Source organism: Anaerococcus murdochii, from assembly GCF_019957155.1.
GTDB classification, from domain to species: Bacteria; Bacillota; Clostridia; order Tissierellales; family Peptoniphilaceae; genus Anaerococcus; species Anaerococcus murdochii.
Window position 1 is genome coordinate 1,749,715 of record NZ_JAIPME010000002.1, and the last position, 19,324, is coordinate 1,769,038.

The 19,324-nt window shown below is 31.7% G+C and carries 25 protein-coding genes; 24 read left to right on the plus strand and 1 reads right to left on the minus strand.

Features of this window, described 5'->3' with window-relative positions:
• Position 1: 1 nt before the first annotated feature.
• The 12 genes from K8P03_RS08850 (at position 2) to K8P03_RS08905 (ending at position 10,864) form a co-directional block, all read left to right on the plus strand.
• Positions 2-2,182: a RelA/SpoT family protein gene (locus tag K8P03_RS08850; protein ID WP_223420326.1), complete on the plus strand. Its 2,181-nt coding sequence runs from the start codon at positions 2-4 to the stop codon at positions 2,180-2,182.
• Entirely contained in the window at positions 2,182-2,631 is a 450-nt protein-coding gene (gene dtd / locus K8P03_RS08855) for a D-aminoacyl-tRNA deacylase (protein ID WP_223420327.1), read from the plus strand. The genes K8P03_RS08850 and dtd overlap by 1 nt, the downstream gene beginning before the upstream one ends.
• Complete coding sequence (locus K8P03_RS08860) at positions 2,631-3,233, plus strand: MBL fold metallo-hydrolase (protein ID WP_223420328.1); 603 nt, start codon at positions 2,631-2,633, stop codon at positions 3,231-3,233. Before dtd ends, K8P03_RS08860 begins: the two co-directional genes overlap by 1 nt.
• An 11-nt stretch (positions 3,234-3,244) precedes the next feature.
• Positions 3,245-4,993: an aspartate--tRNA ligase gene (gene aspS / locus K8P03_RS08865; protein WP_223420329.1), complete on the plus strand. Its 1,749-nt coding sequence runs from the start codon at positions 3,245-3,247 to the stop codon at positions 4,991-4,993.
• Between the two features lie 8 nt (positions 4,994-5,001).
• On the plus strand, positions 5,002-5,418 hold the full coding sequence (locus K8P03_RS08870; RefSeq protein WP_223420330.1) for a SoxR reducing system RseC family protein: 417 nt from the start codon (positions 5,002-5,004) through the stop codon (positions 5,416-5,418).
• A 34-nt stretch (positions 5,419-5,452) separates the two neighbouring features.
• Entirely contained in the window at positions 5,453-6,772 is a 1,320-nt protein-coding gene (gene der / locus K8P03_RS08875) for a ribosome biogenesis GTPase Der (protein ID WP_223420331.1), read from the plus strand.
• On the plus strand, positions 6,769-7,347 hold the full coding sequence (gene plsY, locus K8P03_RS08880) for a glycerol-3-phosphate 1-O-acyltransferase PlsY (RefSeq protein ID WP_223420332.1): 579 nt from the start codon (positions 6,769-6,771) through the stop codon (positions 7,345-7,347). Before der ends, plsY begins: the two co-directional genes overlap by 4 nt.
• 8 nt (positions 7,348-7,355) lie before the next feature.
• Complete coding sequence (locus tag K8P03_RS08885; RefSeq protein WP_223420333.1) at positions 7,356-8,339, plus strand: NAD(P)H-dependent glycerol-3-phosphate dehydrogenase; 984 nt, start codon at positions 7,356-7,358, stop codon at positions 8,337-8,339.
• Positions 8,340-8,404: 65 nt separating this feature from the next.
• The gene (locus K8P03_RS08890) at positions 8,405-8,974 is read left to right on the plus strand and encodes a cell division protein SepF (protein ID WP_223420334.1); all 570 of its coding nucleotides are present in this window, start codon (positions 8,405-8,407) and stop codon (positions 8,972-8,974) included.
• A gap of 27 nt (positions 8,975-9,001) precedes the next feature.
• Positions 9,002-9,769, plus strand: coding sequence for a YlmH/Sll1252 family protein (locus K8P03_RS08895; protein ID WP_223420335.1), 768 nt, complete (start codon positions 9,002-9,004; stop codon positions 9,767-9,769).
• The gene (lspA, locus tag K8P03_RS08900; protein ID WP_223420336.1) at positions 9,766-10,206 is read left to right on the plus strand and encodes a signal peptidase II; all 441 of its coding nucleotides are present in this window, start codon (positions 9,766-9,768) and stop codon (positions 10,204-10,206) included. Before K8P03_RS08895 ends, lspA begins: the two co-directional genes overlap by 4 nt.
• A complete protein-coding gene (locus K8P03_RS08905; RefSeq protein ID WP_223420337.1) occupies positions 10,193-10,864 on the plus strand; it encodes a uracil-DNA glycosylase in 672 nt (223 codons plus the stop codon). The genes lspA and K8P03_RS08905 overlap by 14 nt, the downstream gene beginning before the upstream one ends.
• On the opposite strand, the gene K8P03_RS08910 is transcribed toward K8P03_RS08905, so the two are convergent.
• A complete protein-coding gene (locus K8P03_RS08910; RefSeq protein ID WP_223420338.1) occupies positions 10,858-11,766 on the minus strand; it encodes a ribonuclease H-like domain-containing protein in 909 nt (302 codons plus the stop codon). The genes K8P03_RS08905 and K8P03_RS08910 overlap by 7 nt on opposite strands.
• Before the next feature lie 100 nt (positions 11,767-11,866).
• Between K8P03_RS08910 and K8P03_RS08915 the strand changes: the two genes are divergently transcribed.
• The 12 genes from K8P03_RS08915 to K8P03_RS08970 all read left to right on the plus strand — a co-directional run bounded on the left by K8P03_RS08915 (position 11,867) and on the right by K8P03_RS08970 (position 19,315).
• Entirely contained in the window at positions 11,867-12,976 is a 1,110-nt protein-coding gene (locus tag K8P03_RS08915; RefSeq protein WP_223420339.1) for a cysteine desulfurase family protein, read from the plus strand.
• Positions 12,976-14,139 carry a tRNA uracil 4-sulfurtransferase ThiI gene (gene thiI, locus K8P03_RS08920; RefSeq protein ID WP_223420340.1) on the plus strand — a complete coding sequence of 388 codons (1,164 nt, stop codon included), beginning with the start codon at positions 12,976-12,978 and terminating at the stop codon, positions 14,137-14,139. Before K8P03_RS08915 ends, thiI begins: the two co-directional genes overlap by 1 nt.
• A gap of 97 nt (positions 14,140-14,236) precedes the next feature.
• Positions 14,237-14,548, plus strand: a complete 312-nt coding sequence (gene rplU / locus K8P03_RS08925) for a 50S ribosomal protein L21 (RefSeq protein ID WP_223420341.1) — start codon at positions 14,237-14,239, stop codon at positions 14,546-14,548.
• Complete coding sequence (locus tag K8P03_RS08930; protein ID WP_223420342.1) at positions 14,548-14,865, plus strand: ribosomal-processing cysteine protease Prp; 318 nt, start codon at positions 14,548-14,550, stop codon at positions 14,863-14,865. The genes rplU and K8P03_RS08930 overlap by 1 nt, the downstream gene beginning before the upstream one ends.
• A complete protein-coding gene (gene rpmA, locus K8P03_RS08935) occupies positions 14,862-15,143 on the plus strand; it encodes a 50S ribosomal protein L27 (RefSeq protein ID WP_263285032.1) in 282 nt (93 codons plus the stop codon). Before K8P03_RS08930 ends, rpmA begins: the two co-directional genes overlap by 4 nt.
• A gap of 54 nt (positions 15,144-15,197) precedes the next feature.
• Entirely contained in the window at positions 15,198-16,478 is a 1,281-nt protein-coding gene (obgE, locus tag K8P03_RS08940; RefSeq protein WP_223420343.1) for a GTPase ObgE, read from the plus strand.
• A gap of 8 nt (positions 16,479-16,486) precedes the next feature.
• Positions 16,487-16,771: a YhbY family RNA-binding protein gene (locus K8P03_RS08945; RefSeq protein WP_223420344.1), complete on the plus strand. Its 285-nt coding sequence runs from the start codon at positions 16,487-16,489 to the stop codon at positions 16,769-16,771.
• Positions 16,771-17,367, plus strand: coding sequence for a nicotinate (nicotinamide) nucleotide adenylyltransferase (nadD, locus tag K8P03_RS08950; protein ID WP_223420345.1), 597 nt, complete (start codon positions 16,771-16,773; stop codon positions 17,365-17,367). Before K8P03_RS08945 ends, nadD begins: the two co-directional genes overlap by 1 nt.
• A complete protein-coding gene (gene yqeK / locus K8P03_RS08955) occupies positions 17,360-17,944 on the plus strand; it encodes a bis(5'-nucleosyl)-tetraphosphatase (symmetrical) YqeK (RefSeq protein ID WP_223420346.1) in 585 nt (194 codons plus the stop codon). Before nadD ends, yqeK begins: the two co-directional genes overlap by 8 nt.
• Positions 17,919-18,227, plus strand: coding sequence for a ribosome silencing factor (gene rsfS / locus K8P03_RS08960; protein WP_209771927.1), 309 nt, complete (start codon positions 17,919-17,921; stop codon positions 18,225-18,227). Before yqeK ends, rsfS begins: the two co-directional genes overlap by 26 nt.
• A gap of 27 nt (positions 18,228-18,254) precedes the next feature.
• Positions 18,255-18,905 (plus strand): helix-hairpin-helix domain-containing protein, encoded by a 651-nt coding sequence (locus K8P03_RS08965; protein WP_223420347.1) that lies wholly within the window; start codon positions 18,255-18,257, stop codon positions 18,903-18,905.
• A gap of 8 nt (positions 18,906-18,913) precedes the next feature.
• Positions 18,914-19,315: an RrF2 family transcriptional regulator gene (locus K8P03_RS08970; RefSeq protein WP_223420348.1), complete on the plus strand. Its 402-nt coding sequence runs from the start codon at positions 18,914-18,916 to the stop codon at positions 19,313-19,315.
• Positions 19,316-19,324: the final 9 nt, after the last annotated feature.

The window sequence follows — 19,324 nt, forward strand, 5'->3', positions numbered from 1 at the left end:
TATGGCAACCAATTTTAATAAAGAATTTATAAAATTTAAAGAACTAATTTTAAAAAATAATCCACACGCTAACATAGATCTTATAAAAAAGGCCTATGATTTTGGCGTTCTCCACCATAATGGACAGAAGAGAAATTCTGGAGAAGATTATTTTATCCACCCGATTGCCGTTGCGTCTAATTTATCAGATATGAAACTAGATGATGAAACTATTTGTGCTGGTTTAATGCACGATGTCCTAGAAGACACTGATGTTACTAGAGATGAGATGAAAGCTGCGTTTGGTGAAGAAATTACTTTTTTAGTTGATGGAGTTACTAAGCTTAAAAATCTTAATTATACTTCAAAAGAAGAAAAACAAGCTGAAAATATTAGAAAAATGGTTATGGCTATGGCAAATGACGTAAGGGTAGTCCTTATAAAACTTGCTGATAGGCTTCATAATATGAGAACCCTAGAATATATGACTAGGTCCAAACAATTACAAAAGGCGAATGAAACTATTGAAATATATGTGCCTCTTGCCCACAGACTTGGAATCTATTCTTTGAAATGGGAATTAGAAGATCTTTGTTTTAGATACCAGGAACCAGAAAAATACTATGAACTTGCCGAAATGGTAAGTGTAAAAAGACGTGAGAGAGAAAATTACATCAACGAAATAATTGATACATTAACAAAATCTCTTGAGTCAACAAATATTAATTTTGAAATTTCTGGTAGACCAAAGTCTTTATATTCCATAAATAAAAAAATGGAAAGAAATAAGATTGCTTTTGAAGAAATTTACGATCTTACCGCTGTAAGGGTCCTTGTTGATACTATTGCTGAATGTTATGCGGTTTTGGGTAAGGTTCACTCATTGTGGAGACCAATACCAAATAGGATTAAAGACTACATTGGCCAACCTAAACCAAATGGTTACAGGTCACTTCACACTACAGTATTTGGTGATGACTCCAAACCTTTTGAAGTTCAAATTAGGACTCGAAAGATGCACAGAGAGTGTGAATTTGGCGTAGCTGCCCATTGGCGTTATAAAGAAAATAAAAAGACAAAGTCAGAGTTTGACGATGCAATGAGCTTTTTAAGGCAGATTGTAGAATGGCAGCAAGAAGGCGGTAAGGATGTTAATAATGAAGAGTTCATGGAGACTCTTAAGACAGATTTTTTCTCAAGAGAAATATATGTCTATTCACCAGCTGGTGAAGTTTATTCCTTACCAATTAATTCATGTGCAATTGATTTTGCCTACAAAATCCATACTGAAGTTGGAAATTCTTGTGTTGGTGCAAAAGTTAATGGAAGAATGGTTCCTATAACCCAACCATTAAAAACTGGGGATTTGGTAGAAATTATTACCAGTAAAAATTCTCAAGGACCAAGTAGAGACTGGCTTAATATTGTTAAAAGCAACCAAGCAAAGTCAAAAATTAAACAATTTTTCAAGCGATTTGATAAGGAAGAAAATATTGAAATTGGTAAATCTTCAGTAGCTCGTGACCTTAAAAAATATAGGCAAAACTACAGATATCTCCTTAAGGAAGAATGGCTTGCTGAAATAGCATCCGATTTGGGATTCCCATCTGAAGATGAGATGTATGCATCAGTTGGTTATGGCAAAACTACCGCCGAACAAGTAAGCCAGAAATTAATTAGGAAAGATAAGGAAGGGCTTAAAAAAGAAGAACTAAGCAAACCATTAGATATAAATCAAAAAGAAATTAATACCCAAGTTACTAACGAGATTAGGGTATCAGATCTCGAGGATGATGTTGAGGTTAAGTTCGCTAAATGCTGTACTCCTGTGCCAGGAGATCCAATTATAGGATTTATTACTAAGGGAAATGGAATATCAGTCCACGTTAAAACTTGCCCTAATATCATCAATTCAAAGTCTCCAGAAAGACTAATTGATGTATACTGGCAAAACCTATCTACAGATAAGTTTCCAGTTAAAATCCAAATTATTTCTGCAAATGGACCCTCAATTTTATATGAGGTTTCTAAGATGATGTCAACCTTTGACGTTAATATCTTAAGCATCAACGCAAGGACTGACAGTGATGCAGGTATTATGGACTTGGTTATAGAAGTTACAAGTACAGAACAATTAGACAATGTAATTAAGAAACTAAAGACAATTAAAACTGTCTCAGATGTATTTAGGGTGAAAAGTTAATGAGAGCAATTATACAAAAAGTTACAAAGGCAAATGTTGTAGTAGAAGGTGACTTAATTTCTGAAATAGGAAATGGATACATGATTCTAATAGCCGTCAAAGATACTGACAACAAAGATGACCTTGCCTATATAAAAAGAAAAATAGCAAATTTAAGAATTTTTGAAGATGAAGAAGGAAAAATGAACCTAAGCCTTAAGGACACAGGTGGTGAAATACTCCTTGTTAGTCAATTTACACTTTATGGTGATGCTAGAAAAGGCAATAGACCATCTTTTACCGAATCAGCCGGACTTGAAAAAGCAAATGATTATTATGAAAAACTTCGTGATGAGCTAGTAAATGAAGGTTTCATCGTAAAAACTGGTCAGTTTCAAGCCCATATGGAAGTAAGTCTTGTAAATGACGGACCTGTTACAATTATTCTTGATAGTGAAAGGATATTTTAATGGAAATTAATAAATTTACCCTAGGCCCTGTTATGACCAATACTTATATAGTCCATGAAAATGGGAGAGGATTTATAGTAGATTGTCCTTACCCATCAAGTGCGCTTGATAAGTTTATAGAAGACAATAAAATAAAAATAGAATTTATTATACTAACTCATACACATTTTGACCATGTAACTGGTTTGAAATATTATAAAGATAGGTTTGGTGTGGATGTTTATGCTTCAGAAGACTCTAAAGAGCTGGCTGAAGATCCTAATTTTAATTTAGGATATCATATAAATAAGCTTGAAGTACCAATTGATCATTACCTTAAGGATGGGGAAGTATTTAGTAAATATAATATTAAGGCTATAAAAACACCTGGCCATACAATAGACTCAATGTCCTTTGTTTTGGGAGATGCTATTTTTACAGGAGATACCTTATTTAGGCTTTCTGTAGGAAGAACAGATTTTCCAGGTGGGTCTTTTGAAGAGATTAAAGACTCTATCATAAATAAACTGGGCAAACTCGATAGGAGTGCAAAGATTTACCCGGGTCATAATGAAAACAGCACTCTAGGATTTGAATTAGACAATAATCCATTTTTACAATAATTGGAGGAAGTATGGAATTTAAAAGAACACATATGTGTGGCAGCTTAAGAATAGAGGACTTGGGCAAAGAAGTAGTTTTAATGGGCTGGGTTGCTAAAAAGCGTAACCTTGGATCTTTGGTTTTTATCGACCTCAGAGATAAAACAGGGATAAGCCAAATTGTTATTAGAGAAGACGATAAGGATAATTACGAAAAAGCACGTCAAATATCAGCTGAGTATGTCCTTGAAGTTAAGGGAAAAGTTTTTGAAAGAGAAAGCAAAAACCCCGATATACCAACAGGTGATATAGAAATTATTGCTGATAAGATCAATATTCTTGATAAGGCAAAAACACCACCAATCTATATCAAGGATGATGATGATGTTAGCGAAAATCTAAGGTTAAAATACAGGTATCTAGATATGAGAAAACCTTCAGTTCAAAGGAATCTCAAGCTTAGGTCTGATATTGTTAGAACTATGAGAGAATATTTCTATGAAAATGAATTTACTGAAGTAGAAACTCCATTTCTAACAAAACCTACTCCAGAAGGTGCAAGAGACTATTTGGTACCATCAAGAATCAATGCAGGTAAGTTTTATGCTCTCCCACAATCACCACAATTATTAAAACAAATTTTAATGATTGGATCCCTTGATAGATATTTTCAAGTTGTAAAATGCTTTAGGGATGAGGACTTAAGGGCAAATAGGCAACCAGAATTTACTCAATTAGACCTTGAAATGAGCTTTTCTAACCAAGATGATGTAATAGCTATGAATGAGGGACTACTTAAGGTTCTTTTTGATACTTACACAGATTATGATTTAAAACTACCTATCAATAGAATGGATTACAGTGAAGCTATGGAATATTACGGATCTGATAAACCAGACTTAAGATTCGGCTACAAAATTCAAGATGTAACAGAGCTTTTCGTAAATAGTGAATTTAAGGTATTTGCTGATAATACAAGCGATGGTAGGTCTGTAAGAGCAATTAACTTTGCAGGACTTGAAGATAAGTATTCTAGAAAGCAATTAGATAAATTAACTGACTTTGTAAAAGATTATGGTCTAAAGGGCTTATCTTACATTAAATTTAATGAAAGTATGCAATCATCAATTAAAAAATTCTTAACTGATGAAGTCATTGGTGGTTTAAAAGAAAAGTTAGATGCAAAAGATGGAGATCTAATCTTCCTTGCAGCTGACAAGGACAGGACAGTTCTTGAAGGACTAGGTGCATTAAGAGTAAAAATTGCTAAGGAAAATGACCTCTACGAGAGAGAATATGCCCTAACCTGGGTAGTAAATTTCCCAATGTTTGAATACAGCGAAGAAGAAGATAGGTATGTAGCTCAACACCATCCATTTACAATGCCAAATGAAGAAGATATTGATTTATTGTTAACTGAGCCAGAAAAAGTAAGAACTCAAGCCTATGATATTGTTATAAACGGAGATGAAATGGGTGGAGGATCTGTTAGAATTAACAATTCAGACCTACAAAAAAAGGTATTTGAAGCTTTAAAATTGACTGATGAAGATATACAAAATAAATTTGGATTCTTTATTGAAGCTCTTCAATACGGAACACCTCCACACGCAGGACTTGCCTATGGTCTTGATAGATTATTGATGCTATTTGCAAAAACAGATAATATCAAGGATATAATTGCTTTCCCAAAAACTCAATCTGCAACATGTCCATTAACTGAAGCGCCTGCTTTAGTGGACGATAAGGCACTTGAAGAACTAAATATAAAATTGAGGTGAATTAATTAATGGCAATGACTAAAGAAGGTTTAGTCCTTGAAAATAACAATGGCAATTTAAAAATAAAAGTGGACCGCAATAGTGCATGTGGATCATGTGCTGCGAGCGGTTCTTGCGCAGAAAGAAAAACAACAATAATAGAAATATTTTCTGCAGATAACATAAATAAAGGAGATAAGGTAATCTTAGAGAGTGATGCCGATGAAATTAGTAAAATTTCTGCTCTTGTTTATGTAGTTCCAGTTATTTTAGTAATGATAGGTGCTCTAGCGCCTTCATTTTTACTAAAAAACTCAGGATATGATACTAATCTGATAAGTTTAGGGTCAGTTATCTTAATGCTAGTTTTATCAGTTTTATATATAAAAAGACTTGATAAGGGAGCAAAAAAAGAAAATCTTATGAAGGTTAGAAAAATTTATTAAAGAATAACAATTAATAATTGAATTGGAGGGGAAAATGGCTTTACCAATAGTAACCCTAGTAGGCAGAACAAATGTAGGTAAATCTACCTTATTTAACCGCCTAGTTGGAAAAAGAAAATCAATAACAGAAGATGTATCAGGAGTAACAAGGGACAGGATAGTTGATAAGGCTGAATGGCAAAACAATGAGTTTTTGCTTGTTGATACTGGCGGAATTGATATATCAAGCAAGGACATGATGAATGTTGAAATAAGGGGTCAGGTAGAAAAAGCCCTCCTTGAAACTGACCTAATCTTATTTGTAGTTGACGGCAAGGAGGGTGTAAATCCTCATGATGTTGATATAGCAAATGAGATTAGAAAATACAATAAACCTGTAATTATAGTTGCAAATAAGGTTGATAATATGAAAACTCCAGATGATCTCTACGATTTTTATTCATTTGGATTTGACAACCTTATTATGATTTCAGCTGAACAAGCCAAGGGGCTTGGTGACCTCCTAGATGCGGTTATTTCATTTATAGATTTTTCCAAATATGAAAACTTAGAAGACGAAACTAGGATAGCAATCATAGGCAAACCTAATGCTGGTAAGTCTTCGTTAGTAAATCTCTTACTAAATGAAGATAGAATGATTGTAACTGATATAGCAGGAACAACTCGTGATGCAGTTGATTCTTACTGGACCTACAATGATCACAACTATGTTCTAATCGATACAGCAGGTCTCAGGAGAAAATCGAAAGTAAAGGAAAATATTGAATATTACGCCAACCAAAGAACATTTGACGCTGTAGACAGTGCAGAAATTTGTCTATTTTTGATTGATGCTACGGTTGGTGTTACCGAGCAAGATGCTAAGATAGCTGGTTATGCCCATAACAATAAAAAAGCGATAATAATTGCTGTAAATAAATGGGACCTAGTAGAAAAAGATACTAATACCATGGCTCAAATGGAAAAAGAAATAAGAAATACCTTATCTTTCGCCCTTTACGCTCCAATTGTATTTATATCAGTAAAAGATAATGCTAGGATAGATACCTTACTTGATATGATAGAGGTTGTTGACAATAATTATAGGATGAGGATTAAGACAGGAGTCTTAAATACAATCTTACAAGATGCTATGCTATTAAATCAGCCACCACAAGATAAGGGCAAGAGATTAAAAATTTACTATATGAGTCAAGTTGGAACATGCCCACCAAAATTTATGTTATCAATAAATGATAGGGAATTATTACACTTTTCATATACTAGGTACCTAGAAAATCAAATCAGACAAAACTACTCCCTTGTAGGAGTACCATTTAGCTTCGTATTTAAGGAGCGAGGGGATAAAAAATGATTTATTTTATTATTGCTCTTTTGTCTTATGGCTTAGGAAGCCTTCCTTTTGGATATTTTATCGGTAAGTATGTTTACAAAAAAGATATCAGATCCATGGGATCAGGCAATATAGGAACAACTAATGCCTTAAGAAATTTTGGTAAGACTGCAGGGCTACTAACATTCATTTTAGATGCCTTAAAGGGTGCTGTTGCTGCTTATATAGGCGGAAAAATAGCTGGTGAAAACGGAATGTATCTAGCTATGTTCTTCGTTGTTATAGGTCATATGTATAGTTTTCTACTTAATTTCAAGGCTGGAAAGGGCATAGCAACGGTTTTTGGTGCTTTAATTTACATCAAACCATTATTTGCACTTTGTATGTTTGCGGTGTTCTTTGTAGTAGTATTATTATCAAGAATGGTTTCTCTAGGATCTATAAGTGTTTGCCTAGTTGCAATATGCGCAAGCTTTTATAAGTATGGTTTTAATTATTTTAGTCTTAGTCTATCAATTATTGCGATGATTATAGTGGTAAAACACAAAGACAATATAAAAAGAATCATAGAAGGTAAAGAAAATAAATTATTTTAGGGGATATGATGACAATATCTATACTAGGAGCTGGATCTTGGTCGACAGCAATAGCTGACTTGTTGGCAGAGAGGGAAGATGTTCTCATTTATGCCAGAGATGAAAAAGTTGTTTCATCAATCAATAATGACCATATAAATACAAAATATTTTCCAGATAATGAATTAAGAAAAAATATCAGAGCAACGAACAATCTAAAAGAGATTTTTAAAAATAAATATATTGTTAACGGAATACCAACCCAACAAGTTAGAAATGTTTTAAAACAATGCGAAGGATTATTAAGTGATGATAAAATAATAATAAATCTGTCAAAGGGCTTGGAACTTTCTAGTCATAAAAGAATTTCTGAAATATTTAAAGATTTTAATCCAAAAATTTCTTTTGTAGCCCTAAGTGGACCATCTCACGCTGAAGAAGTTATAAAGAAGATGCCTACAACAATAGTATCTGCAAGTGAAGACATGAGTCTTTCTGAAGAAATACAAAAGCTATTTGTTAGAGATTATTTTAGAGTTTATTCTTCAAATGATCTAATTGGAGTGGAACTTGGCGGTGCTATCAAAAATATTTTGGCATTTGGGATTGGTATGGCCCAGGGTCTTGGTTATGGCGACAATGCTAAGGCTGCCCTCATCACAAGAGGAATACATGAGATGAGTAGGTTTGCATGTGAATTTGGTGCCGAATTTAAGACTATAAATGGTCTAGCTGGAGTCGGTGACTTAATTGTTACTGCAACAAGCATACATTCAAGAAATAATAGGGCAGGTATCCTAGTTGGCCAAGGCCTTAGTCTCGAAGACCTCAATGATAAAATAAAGATGGTTGTTGAGGGTATACCAACAACTAAGTCTGTTTATGAACTTGCCAAAGATAAAAATATAGATCTACCTATTACAAATGAAATTTACCAAGTGTTATTTAACAACAAGAATTGCAATGATTCAGTAAATGATCTAATGAATAGGGAGATAAAAAGTGAATTTTAAATTTTTACTTTATAATCGTTTTAGTATATAATGATAGTAGATAAAACTAGCAAAGGATGATAAAAATGTTTGAGAAATTTAAAGAATTCATTGGTATCGATGATAATTATGATGATTATGACGATGATCAAATGTATTATGATGATGAAGATGATAAGCTAGAAGATAATAGACCTAGAACAACTTACAGCGACTTATTAGATGATAGCAAAGATAACACCTATTCTGATGATTCATTTAAGTCAAGCAAATCAAGTTTTTCTGATGATTATTCATTTGGAAATTCATTTAAATCAGATAATACTGAAGATAAGGTAGTGAGCATTAATAGTAGTGGTAGTTTTACCAGGAGTAGCAATATGAGAATATCTATACAAGAACCTTTAGACTATGATAACGATGGACCAGTGGTTATAGAAGAAATCCTTAAAAATAGGGTCGTAGTATTAAATCTAGAAATGGTTGATAATGACCTAAGAATGAGAATATTCGACTTTGTAAGTGGTGCAGTTTATGCACTTAAAGGTAATATGAGGAAAGTTACAAAGGGAATCTTTGTGATAACACCAAATGGCGTTGAAATTGATTCTTATGTAGCAGATCAAATTTCAGAAGGAAATTATAACCAACTATAGATCGATTAAGTTCGATCTTTTGTTTTTATGGCATTAGAATATAATTTAGATCATATCACTGACAAACAGAAAAAAACAAATATTAGAAAGGCCTTATCTATTTTAGAGAAGGCTTTTTATAAGAAAATAGAAACTCAAAGTTTCTTTTTAGATCCTTTTGAACAAAAAACTTTGGCAGAAATTGCTAAAAAAAATTCAATTGATATTTGCTTTTTGGGTGGAAATCCTGACGCTGAAAGAAAAATTTTTGTTGCAAACTATTACTATGAACCACTATATGAGCCAAATTACATCAGTGTTTTGGAATTTGAAGCTTCTGATATTCATCACCCTGATGTTTTAGGAGCACTTTTAAGCCTAGGAATTGATAGGAATGATATTGGAGATATTTCTATACTAGATAATAAAGTTGAATTTGTCATAAGTACTGACCAGGCAAGTTTTATAGAATTCAATCTAATAAAGATTAAAAATGAAAGTGTAAATCTTAAATTTAAGGAGGATGCACAGCTTGACTTGATTGTACCTAGCTATGATTCATACAATGGTTTTGTTTCTAGTTTAAGGCTTGATAATTTACTTAGCTTATTTTTATCAACATCAAGAACCAAGGCTAAGGAAATTGTGAAAGCAAGACTGGTTAAAGTTAATTTTCAAATAATTGATGATCCATCCTACCAAGTCGATGAAGGATGCCTAATCTCTGTCAGAAGGTTTGGAAGATTTGTTTTTGATAGTATAGATGGTTATAGCAAAAAAGGTAATTATCACATAATATACAGGAAAGTAAAATGATATATATAATAATTATTATCTTAGGACTTATTTTAGACAGAGTTAGTAAGATATATGCAGTTAACAATTTTATAGAAAACCCAATAGAAAGCCCTTTCATTAACCTAACATACCTAGAAAATAGAGGAGCAGCTTTTGGAATATTGCAGGATAAAAGAATTTTCTTTTTAATTATAACTATAGCTATAGTATGTTATTTACTATATTATTTTTATAAGTCTTATAAGACAAATCCTACTATTTTAAATACAGCCCTTGCAATGATTATTTCTGGTGCTTTGGGAAACTTTTATGATAGATTTGTAAATGGTTTTGTTGTTGATTTTTTAGAATTTTCATTTTTTTCTTTTCCAGTCTTTAATGTTGCGGATATATTTGTAACTTTGGGATGTGGATTAATGATAGTATATATAATTTTTATTCATGAGGATAAATAACGATTGGGATCTTATACTAAAAGATGAATTTGAAAAAGAGTATTTCAAAAAAATAGAATCTTTTTTAGATAAGGCCTATTATGAAAAAAATATATATCCGCCAAGAGAAGAAATCTTTAAAGCCCTTGAGCTTTCCTCTTATAAGGACACAAAAGTTGTTATACTTGGTCAAGACCCATATTATAATTATGGTCAAGCTCAAGGTCTTTCCTTTTCTGTAAATGAAGGAGCAAAACTTCCTCCATCATTGAGAAATATTTACAAGGAAATGGAAACTGACTTGGGTATAAAACCGACATCAAATGGTTCTTTAATTTCTTGGGCAAAGCAGGGCGTACTATTACTAAATGCTAGCCTTACTGTCGAAGAAAAAAAACCAAATTCCCATAAATCTATAGGTTGGCAGATTTTTACTGATAAGATTATTAGTCTTCTTAATGAAAGAAAAGATCCCCTAGTATTTATACTTTGGGGAAATTTTGCTAGGAGTAAAAAGTCTTTAATTACAAATCAAAGACATTTAATAATAGAATCAGCTCATCCTTCACCCTTATCAGCTAGGCATGGATTTTTTGGGTCAAAACCTTTTTCAAAGACTAATGAATTTTTAAAGAAAAATAATATAAAAGAAATAGATTGGAAAATAGAGAATCAATAGTGATTCTCTATTATTTCTTTACATAGATTTAGAATGTTTTTATAGTTATAAGTTGAATTTTCTCTAATTACTAAAAGCTTATCATTAATTTCAATGCTTGAAAAATTTTTTAGATTAAAGTTATTAATGCTTACAAAACCAGTATTTTTATCATCAAAACGTCCATATAATACGTGAAGGTTAAGTTTGATGGTATTATCATATATAACAATCTGATAATTATTTTCAGCAACAAATAGGTCTTTTAAATCATTTTCTGATATAAACTCGAAGTTCCCAATATCTTTGTTTATATTTGCCTTTACAATCCAAAATTTACCTATTTTAGAATTTATAGATAGTTTATTAATGTAGAAATCTTCTATGTCAGATAGTGCTTCAGTAGCTATTAGATCATTTTCGTTATGTTTTAGTATAGGATAGGGTTTATTTCTAGTAATCATATCATCTGTAAGCTTACTAATTACCTTATATCGGCTAGGATCATCTCTTTCTATACCTATGAGCTTTTCCATATCCATTAGTTTCATAGAATCATAAGAAAAAAACTTTGAATTCCACTTTATAATTTTATATATATCTAAGCTATTTTCAGGAAATACAGGCATTAATTTATGGGCAAGAATCCTTGAATTTAAAAATGGAATATCAAAATTATCTCCATTAAAGGTTATAAGCCTTTTACTTCCTATTTCTTTAAGAAATATTTCTAAAAGCCTAATTTCCTCATCATCTGTTTCTGCAAAGTACTGGTAAATATATGTTTTTCTATTTTCTTTTTTAACGAGACCCAAAAGTACCAATTTATCTCTTTTAAAATCAAGTCCAGTAGTTTCGATATCTAAAACAAGGTCGTTTTTATTTATTTTCTCTCCGCTAATTTTAATTTTTTTGCTTATCATATAAGTATTATACTATTCAAATCTTCTTAATATCAGTAAAAGTCAGCTTATCTTGTAATCTTTGCAAGCTCTAATATAATAATATAATTAAGGAGTATATATGATATATTTAGACAATGCTGCTACAACAAAAATGTATGAAGAAGCGATTGAAGCTTATGTAGATGTTTGTAAAAATCATTTTGCTAATCCTAGCGCTCTTCATTCATATGGGATGGATGCAGAAAACTTAATTAAGGAAACAAAAAAATATATAGGCAAATTAATATCTGCGAGTGAATCAGAAATATTTTTTACAAAGTCAGCTACAGAGTCAAATAACATCGCTATAAAATCTTTTGATGGACTTGCTATTACTAGTAAGATTGAACACTCATCAGTTTATAATACATTTAAGAACTCACATTTTGATGAAGTTAGATACATTTCAAACGATAATTATGGTTTCATAGATGAAGACGATCTTAAAATAAAATTAGACAACAAAGTGACATTTGTTTCTTTTATATATGTGAATAATGAAATAGGAACAATTCAAGATATTAAAAATCTTTCTAAAATCATTAAGGGTTTTAATAAGGATATAGTAATCCATATTGATGCAACTCAAGCAATGGGAAAAGTCTCCTGTGATGTAGAAGACCTTGGCGTGGACATGATGAGTTTTTCTGCTCATAAATTTCACGGACCAAAACAGCTAGGTGGTTTATATATCAGAAAAAATATTCAAGGAAAAATAAAACCTATTCTAGACGGAGGCTACCAAGAAGTTTTTTCATCAGGCACAAACAATCCACCTGCAATTTACGCTTGTGGGATTGCTTTAAAAAAACAAATAGAATCTAATGAATACACCTACATAGAGGAATTAAATCATTACTTAAGAAAATTAATTAAAGAGAATATCAAGGATTCGTATATAATTTCACCAATTGAGAATTCTTCTCCTTACATATTAGATGTTGCCTTTGCTAATATAAAATCAGAAGTTCTACTTCATATGTTAGAAGAAGAAGAGATTTATGTATCAAGCGGCTCTGCCTGCTCGAAAGGTCAATATAGCAGGGTTTTATCTTCCTTAGGCATTGATAAAAAGTATATGGATGGAGCAATTAGGTTTTCTTTTTCAAACGAAATAACAAAAAAAGATTTGGATTTTACATTAAAAGTTTTAAAAGACAGTATAGAAATGATAAGGAGGGTAATTTAATGGAATGGATGTTAGCAGTTAGTTTTGGAGAAATATTTCTAAAGGGGAAAAATAGGCATATTTTCTACAAAACAGCTATTGATAATATAAAAAGAAATATAAGAGATATTCCGTATAAGGATATGTATTCAGAATCTTCTAAACTTTATATAAGGGCTGATGAAAAAGATTTTGAAAAAATCAAAGATAATATTTTAAAAGTTTTTGGGATTTCTTATGTTGCTTACGCTATAAAAACAGAAAAAAATATTGAAAGTATATATGATGCTTGCAAAGTTGACCTTGAAAAGTATTTTTCAGATAGACCTTATACTTTCAAAGTAGAGACAAAAAGAACGGATAAAGCTTTTGAATATAAGTCACCAGAACTATCTGCTAAGATTGGAGGATTTATTTTAAGAGATTTTCCAAACTTAAGGGTGGATGTTCACAATCCTGATTTCAAAGTTTTTATTGATGTAAAAGATAATGTTTATGTTTATTCAAAGAGATTTGAAGGTCTTGGTGGACTTCCAATTGGCTCTTCTGGTAGGGGACTTCTTTTATTATCAGGAGGAATTGATTCGCCAGTTGCTGGATTTATGGTGGCAAAAAGAGGAATGAAAATTGATTGTATTCACTTCCATTCTTATCCTTTCACCTCAAAGAGAGCCCTACAAAAAGCTATAGATCTAGCTGAAATCATGTCTGCCTATACTGGAAAAATGAGAATATATTCAGTAAATCTAGCAAATATTTACAAGGCAATAAATCAAAATTGTGATAGGCGAGAAACAACTATTTTATCAAGAAGGTTTATGATGAGAATTGCTAATAAGATTTCTGAAGTAAATGATTATCAAGCCCTAATTACAGGAGAATCTTTAGGACAAGTTGCAAGTCAAACTATTGAGTCGGTTGCAGTAATAAATGATTCATCAGAAAGACCAATCTTAAGGCCGTTAATAGCAATGGACAAGAAAGATATCATCGATATATCAATGAAAATTGGTTCGTATGATAAGTCAATAGAACCATATGATGATTGTTGTTCAATTTTTGCACCTGATAAACCGGTCACAAAACCAAAACTATCTTATATAAAATTATCAGAAGAAAATCTTGATATAGAGGACTTAGAAAATGAAGCAATAAACAATATGGAAATAATTGAAATTGCTTGACAAAGGGATAATAGAGAGTAATATATATGAGTAGACCGCTCAGCTAGGGCTCTGATCCCCGAATGCTGGCGAGAATATTAAAAATAGGAGGCTTTCCATGTACGCAATTATTAAGACAGGTGGAAAACAATACAAAGTATCAGAAGGTGACTTAGTAAGAGTTGAAAAACTTGCTTACGAAGTTGGTGAGACTGTAGATTTTGATCAAGTACTATTAGTATCTAACGATGGTGAACTTAAAGTGGGTTCTCCACTAGTAGAAGGTGCTAAGGTATCAGCAACAGTTGAAGATCAAAATAAAGATAAGAAAATTGTTGTTTATAAATATAAACCTAAAAAACAATATAGAAAAAAACACGGCCACAGACAACCTTATACTTTAGTAAAAATTAATAGCATAAGTCTTTAATGATTAATATTGATTTATTAATCAATAAAAAAGACGAAATAGTAGGTTTTGAGATAAAAGGTCATGCGGAATATGATGAGTACGGCAAAGACCTTGTATGTTCAGCTGTAACTATTCTTGCCTATAGCTGTGTAAATAGTCTTGATAAATATCTCGATGATGTCAATTTTTCTGATGATGAAATAACCATGTCAGTAGAAATTAAAAATCCAAATAGGGATACGGATGTCATTTTTGATTATTTTAAGATCGGGATTGAAACACTTTTAGGTAACTATAGCAGCTACGTAAAATTAAATTATAAGGAGAAATTATGATATTAAATATTAATTTACAAAGATTTTCAAGTAAAAAAGGAGTTTCTTCATCTAAAAACGGTAGAGACTCAAATGCAAAAAGACTTGGTGTCAAAAGAGCTGATGGCCAGTTTGTAAACGCTGGAACAATCATTGTTAGACAAAGAGGAACAAAAATCCACCCAGGTAACAATGTTAAGAGAGGTGCTGATGATACTCTTTATGCATCATGTGAAGGTGTTGTAAAATTTGAAAGAAAAGGCAAAAGCAGAAAACAAGTATCTGTTTATGCACAATAATTGATAAAAAATTAAGCTTGCCTTTGGCAAGCCTTTTTTTATGAAAGGAAAACTATGATTGATATAGCAAAAATAAGTATCAAAGCAGGGGATGGAGGTAATGGCGCTGTTGCCTGGAGAAGGGAAAAGTACGAACCTACAGGTGGCCCTGCTGGTGGTGACGGCGGTGATGGAGGCTCGATTATTATTAGAGCAACTAGAAACCTATCTACCCTTGATGAATTTAGATATAAGAAAAATTTTAAAGCAGATAATGGTGAACAAGGTGGTAAGAGCAAAAAGTTTGGAAAAAAAGGCGAAGATCTTTATATACCAGTTCCTGTTGGCACTATAATCAGAGAGGCAGAGTCTAATACCATCATTAAAGATATGAAAAAAGATGGTGAGGAATTTTTAATAGCCAAGGGTGGTAGAGGAGGACGTGGAAATGTTCACTTCAAAAACTCAATTAGACAAGCACCAAGATTTGCTGAGTCAGGAAAAAAAGGCCAAGAAATCGAAGTTATTTTTGAGCTTAAAGTTCTCGCAGATGTAGGACTAGTAGGACTTCCTAATGTGGGCAAATCTACACTTCTTTCAGTAATAACAAAAGCAAAACCAAAGATAGCAAATTATCATTTTACAACAATTGATCCAAACCTTGGGGTTGTTAATGTTGACCATGAAAGAAGCTTTATTGTAGCCGATATAGCAGGTCTAATAGAGGGTGCAAGTGAAGGCACAGGACTTGGTCATGACTTTTTAAGGCACATTGAAAGATGCAGAATTTTAATTCATCTTGTAGATATTTCAGGACTTGAGGGTAGAAATCCTATAGAAGACTTTGAACTAATAAATAAGGAATTAAAGCTCTACAATGAAAAATTATCTGAAAAAACTATGATAGTAGCTTTAAATAAGTCGGAACTGGATTATAACGATAATGCTTCTAAATTTATTGAAGCGTATGGAAAAGATTACATGATATTTAAGATTTCTGCCGCTACAACAACAGGTATTAAGGAAATGATCGACTATGTTACAGAAGAACTTGAAAAATCTAATCAAGAGGAATTTGCTTTATATGAAGAAGTTGATGAAAATTTCCTAGAAGATTTCTATAATAAAGAAATTGACTTTGACTTAAATATCAAAAAAGAAAATGAAATCTACCTTGTTTATGGAAAAAGAGTGGACAATCTCTTAAAGAAAGTCAATATTGATGACTATGATTCTATGATTTATTTTGAATCAACCTTAAGAGAGATGGAAGTATTTGATAAATTAAAAGAAATGGGAATAGAAGACGGAGATAGTGTTGCTGTAGGTGATATTGTCTTTGAATATTACGAATAGGAGGATATATGTTAACAGGTAAACAAAGAGCAAGATTAAAACAAGAAGCTCATGATTTTAAACCAATAATTAATATCGGAAAACTATCATTATCAGACCAATTACTTGAGGCAATTGATGAAGCACTTGAAGCCAGAGAATTGATAAAAGTAAAAATATTAAATAATAATCTGGACGACGCAGATTATATTATTGACACTATAGTTGAAAAACTAAACTGTGAATTTATTTCACATATAGGTTCGATTTTTACAATCTATAGGAAAAGTGATAACAACCTTTATAATTTGTAATGAGAATAGGTTTATATGGTGGGACTTTTGATCCAATCCATCTTGGTCATCTAATTGTAATTGAAAATGCAATTAATGAAATGAAATTAGACAGGGTGATTATTCTGCCAAGCTCAAATCCACCCCACAAAAAACACAAAGATAAGACTAAGGCAGATATCAGGGTAGAGATGGTTGCTGAAGCTATAAAGGATAATCCAAAAATAATTTTATCTACTTTTGAATCTTCAAATAATATAGTTAGGTATACCCATGATACCTTGGAATATTTCACAAAAAATTTAGAAGCTCATGAAATATTTTATATCATGGGAGAAGATTCTTTTATGACTATAGATTCTTGGAGAAATTACAAAAAAATACTTGGTTTTAATATCATAGTATTCGCCAGAGAAGGTATAGAAAAGGACAGTCCACTTGTTAAGAAAGTTGAAAAAGTCCGCAAAGATAATCCTAATATTTACCTCATAGATATCTTAAATATAAATATTTCTTCAACTTTGATTAGGTCTTTAGCTAAAGAAGATAAGAGTTTAAAGTACCTGGTTAAAGACGAAGTTGAGTATATTATAAAAAATAGGAATTTGTATGAATAAGATGAAAGATATTCAAAATAAGTTGATAAATGATATAGGTGAAAAAAGATTCAAGCATAGCTTAAGGGTTGCGGAGACTGCAGTTAAACTTGCAGATAATTATGGACTAGATCCAAAGAAAGCCTACCTAGCTGGTCTTATTCATGACTGCGCAAAATATAACGAAGAAGCCTATATAAAAAAATACAATATTGATTTTTCTATCTATCCGGTATGTTCGATTAAAGATCCTGTACTGCATTCATTTTTAGGAGCAGAAGTCGCAAAAAAAGTGTATAATATATGTGATAGGGATGTTTTAAAAGCTATCGAATATCATACAACTGGTCGACCTGATATGAGTGATTTAGAAAAAATTATTTTCATCGCTGATGCAATTGAGCCAGCTAGAGATTTTGAAGGCATCGATAAGATTAGAAAATTAGCATTTGAAAACCTAAATAAAGCTATGCTAAATCTTTTGGATAGCAACATAATATTTTTGATAGGCAAGAAGGCTTTGATAAATCCCTTAAGCTTTGAAGCAAGAAATTACTTGATTGAGGAGAAAAATGGAAAAATTAGACATAATAGTTAAAACATTAGAAGATAAATTAGCTGAAGATGTAAATGTCATAAAATTAGAAGACTCATCTGTTGCAGACTACTTTGTCATAGCTACAGGTAATTCTATAAACCAAACTAGGGCCTTAGCTGATTATATAGAAGAAAATCTTCATAAAGAAGGTTATGAACTTTTATCTAATGAAGGACTTCGTGAGGGAGAATGGATTCTAATAGATGCTGGGGACATAATAGTACACATCTTCACCCAAAAGCAAAGAAAGTTTTATGATTTAGATAATTTGTGGGAGAATTAATCTCTCCCACCTTTTATAGGAGTTTATATGCCTAAGGATAGGAAAGATAAAATCATTTTTGCAGGTGTAATTTTCCTTGCTTTTCTTGTCGCAAATGTTTTTTCTAATGCTGGGTTTAAAGATATTTTTAATAAAAACGAAGACGAAATCGTAATGTCTAAGCCTGATAATGAAAATTTAGATGATATGAAAAACAAAGAAACCTCTTCAAATGATTTGTCTACCGAGGATAAGAAAGTATATATTTCTGGAGAAGTTAAAAACTCTGGTGTATATGATATAAAAGATGGAGATAGATTAGATGATCTTGTCAAAAGAGCTGGAGGTTTTACCGAAAAAGCAGATATAAATGCAATAAATCTAGCTTTAAGGTTGGAAGATCAGATGAAAATATACATACCTAATATTGATGAGAATCAAAACATAAATGCTGATAATACCAATCTAGCCATGGGAGAAGTTACATCTACTAATCCAAAGTCTTCAGGCCAAAAGATAAATATAAACTTGGCTAGTAAGGAAGAGTTGATGACCTTACCTAATATTGGTGAGAAAAGAGCTCAAGCCATCCTAGACTATAGGCAAGAAAATAAATTTACAAAAATCGAAGATATAAAAAATGTAAGTGGCATAGGTGATAAGTATTTTGAAGCTATGAAAGATTTGATTACAGTATAGGGGTATATATGAAATTATCTACTAGAGGTAGGTATGGATTAAGAGCAATTTGTTATATAGCTGAAAACCAAGACAAGGGTTTTATACCTGTCTCTGAAATAAGTGAAAATTTAAATTTATCTGAAAATTATTTAGAACAACTAGTTAGGATGTTAAAAAAAGATGGCTTGATTAAGTCAAGCAGAGGACCAAAGGGTGGATATAAAATTAATAGTGATTTAGAAAACATAACAATAGGTCAAGTTTTAAGAAGTTTAGAGGGTGACATGACAACAAGTGATTGTGTAAGCGGCAAAGTAATTTGTGACGATAAATGTGACGCCTATGACCTATTTACCAAACTAGATTACTTAATTAACCAAGCTATAGATTCCATTACTTTGGATAATATTGTTAAACATGAAATTTAAGGAGAACTA

Bases quoted from the DNA above. Each gene is read 5' to 3' on its own strand.
- K8P03_RS08850 (WP_223420326.1), top strand. From the start codon at position 2: ATGGCAACCAATTTTAATAAAGAATTTATAAAATTTAAAGAACTAATT.
- dtd (WP_223420327.1), top strand. From the start codon at position 2,182: ATGAGAGCAATTATACAAAAAGTTACAAAGGCAAATGTTGTAGTAGAA.
- K8P03_RS08860 (WP_223420328.1), top strand. From the start codon at position 2,631: ATGGAAATTAATAAATTTACCCTAGGCCCTGTTATGACCAATACTTAT.
- aspS (WP_223420329.1), top strand. From the start codon at position 3,245: ATGGAATTTAAAAGAACACATATGTGTGGCAGCTTAAGAATAGAGGAC.
- K8P03_RS08870 (WP_223420330.1), top strand. From the start codon at position 5,002: ATGGCAATGACTAAAGAAGGTTTAGTCCTTGAAAATAACAATGGCAAT.
- der (WP_223420331.1), top strand. From the start codon at position 5,453: ATGGCTTTACCAATAGTAACCCTAGTAGGCAGAACAAATGTAGGTAAA.
- plsY (WP_223420332.1), top strand. From the start codon at position 6,769: ATGATTTATTTTATTATTGCTCTTTTGTCTTATGGCTTAGGAAGCCTT.
- K8P03_RS08885 (WP_223420333.1), top strand. From the start codon at position 7,356: ATGACAATATCTATACTAGGAGCTGGATCTTGGTCGACAGCAATAGCT.
- K8P03_RS08890 (WP_223420334.1), top strand. From the start codon at position 8,405: ATGTTTGAGAAATTTAAAGAATTCATTGGTATCGATGATAATTATGAT.
- K8P03_RS08895 (WP_223420335.1), top strand. From the start codon at position 9,002: ATGGCATTAGAATATAATTTAGATCATATCACTGACAAACAGAAAAAA.
- lspA (WP_223420336.1), top strand. From the start codon at position 9,766: ATGATATATATAATAATTATTATCTTAGGACTTATTTTAGACAGAGTT.
- K8P03_RS08905 (WP_223420337.1), top strand. From the start codon at position 10,193: ATGAGGATAAATAACGATTGGGATCTTATACTAAAAGATGAATTTGAA.
- K8P03_RS08910 (WP_223420338.1), bottom strand. From the start codon at position 11,766: ATGATAAGCAAAAAAATTAAAATTAGCGGAGAGAAAATAAATAAAAAC.
- K8P03_RS08915 (WP_223420339.1), top strand. From the start codon at position 11,867: ATGATATATTTAGACAATGCTGCTACAACAAAAATGTATGAAGAAGCG.
- thiI (WP_223420340.1), top strand. From the start codon at position 12,976: ATGGAATGGATGTTAGCAGTTAGTTTTGGAGAAATATTTCTAAAGGGG.
- rplU (WP_223420341.1), top strand. From the start codon at position 14,237: ATGTACGCAATTATTAAGACAGGTGGAAAACAATACAAAGTATCAGAA.
- K8P03_RS08930 (WP_223420342.1), top strand. From the start codon at position 14,548: ATGATTAATATTGATTTATTAATCAATAAAAAAGACGAAATAGTAGGT.
- rpmA (WP_263285032.1), top strand. From the start codon at position 14,862: ATGATATTAAATATTAATTTACAAAGATTTTCAAGTAAAAAAGGAGTT.
- obgE (WP_223420343.1), top strand. From the start codon at position 15,198: ATGATTGATATAGCAAAAATAAGTATCAAAGCAGGGGATGGAGGTAAT.
- K8P03_RS08945 (WP_223420344.1), top strand. From the start codon at position 16,487: ATGTTAACAGGTAAACAAAGAGCAAGATTAAAACAAGAAGCTCATGAT.
- nadD (WP_223420345.1), top strand. From the start codon at position 16,771: ATGAGAATAGGTTTATATGGTGGGACTTTTGATCCAATCCATCTTGGT.
- yqeK (WP_223420346.1), top strand. From the start codon at position 17,360: ATGAATAAGATGAAAGATATTCAAAATAAGTTGATAAATGATATAGGT.
- rsfS (WP_209771927.1), top strand. From the start codon at position 17,919: ATGGAAAAATTAGACATAATAGTTAAAACATTAGAAGATAAATTAGCT.
- K8P03_RS08965 (WP_223420347.1), top strand. From the start codon at position 18,255: ATGCCTAAGGATAGGAAAGATAAAATCATTTTTGCAGGTGTAATTTTC.
- K8P03_RS08970 (WP_223420348.1), top strand. From the start codon at position 18,914: ATGAAATTATCTACTAGAGGTAGGTATGGATTAAGAGCAATTTGTTAT.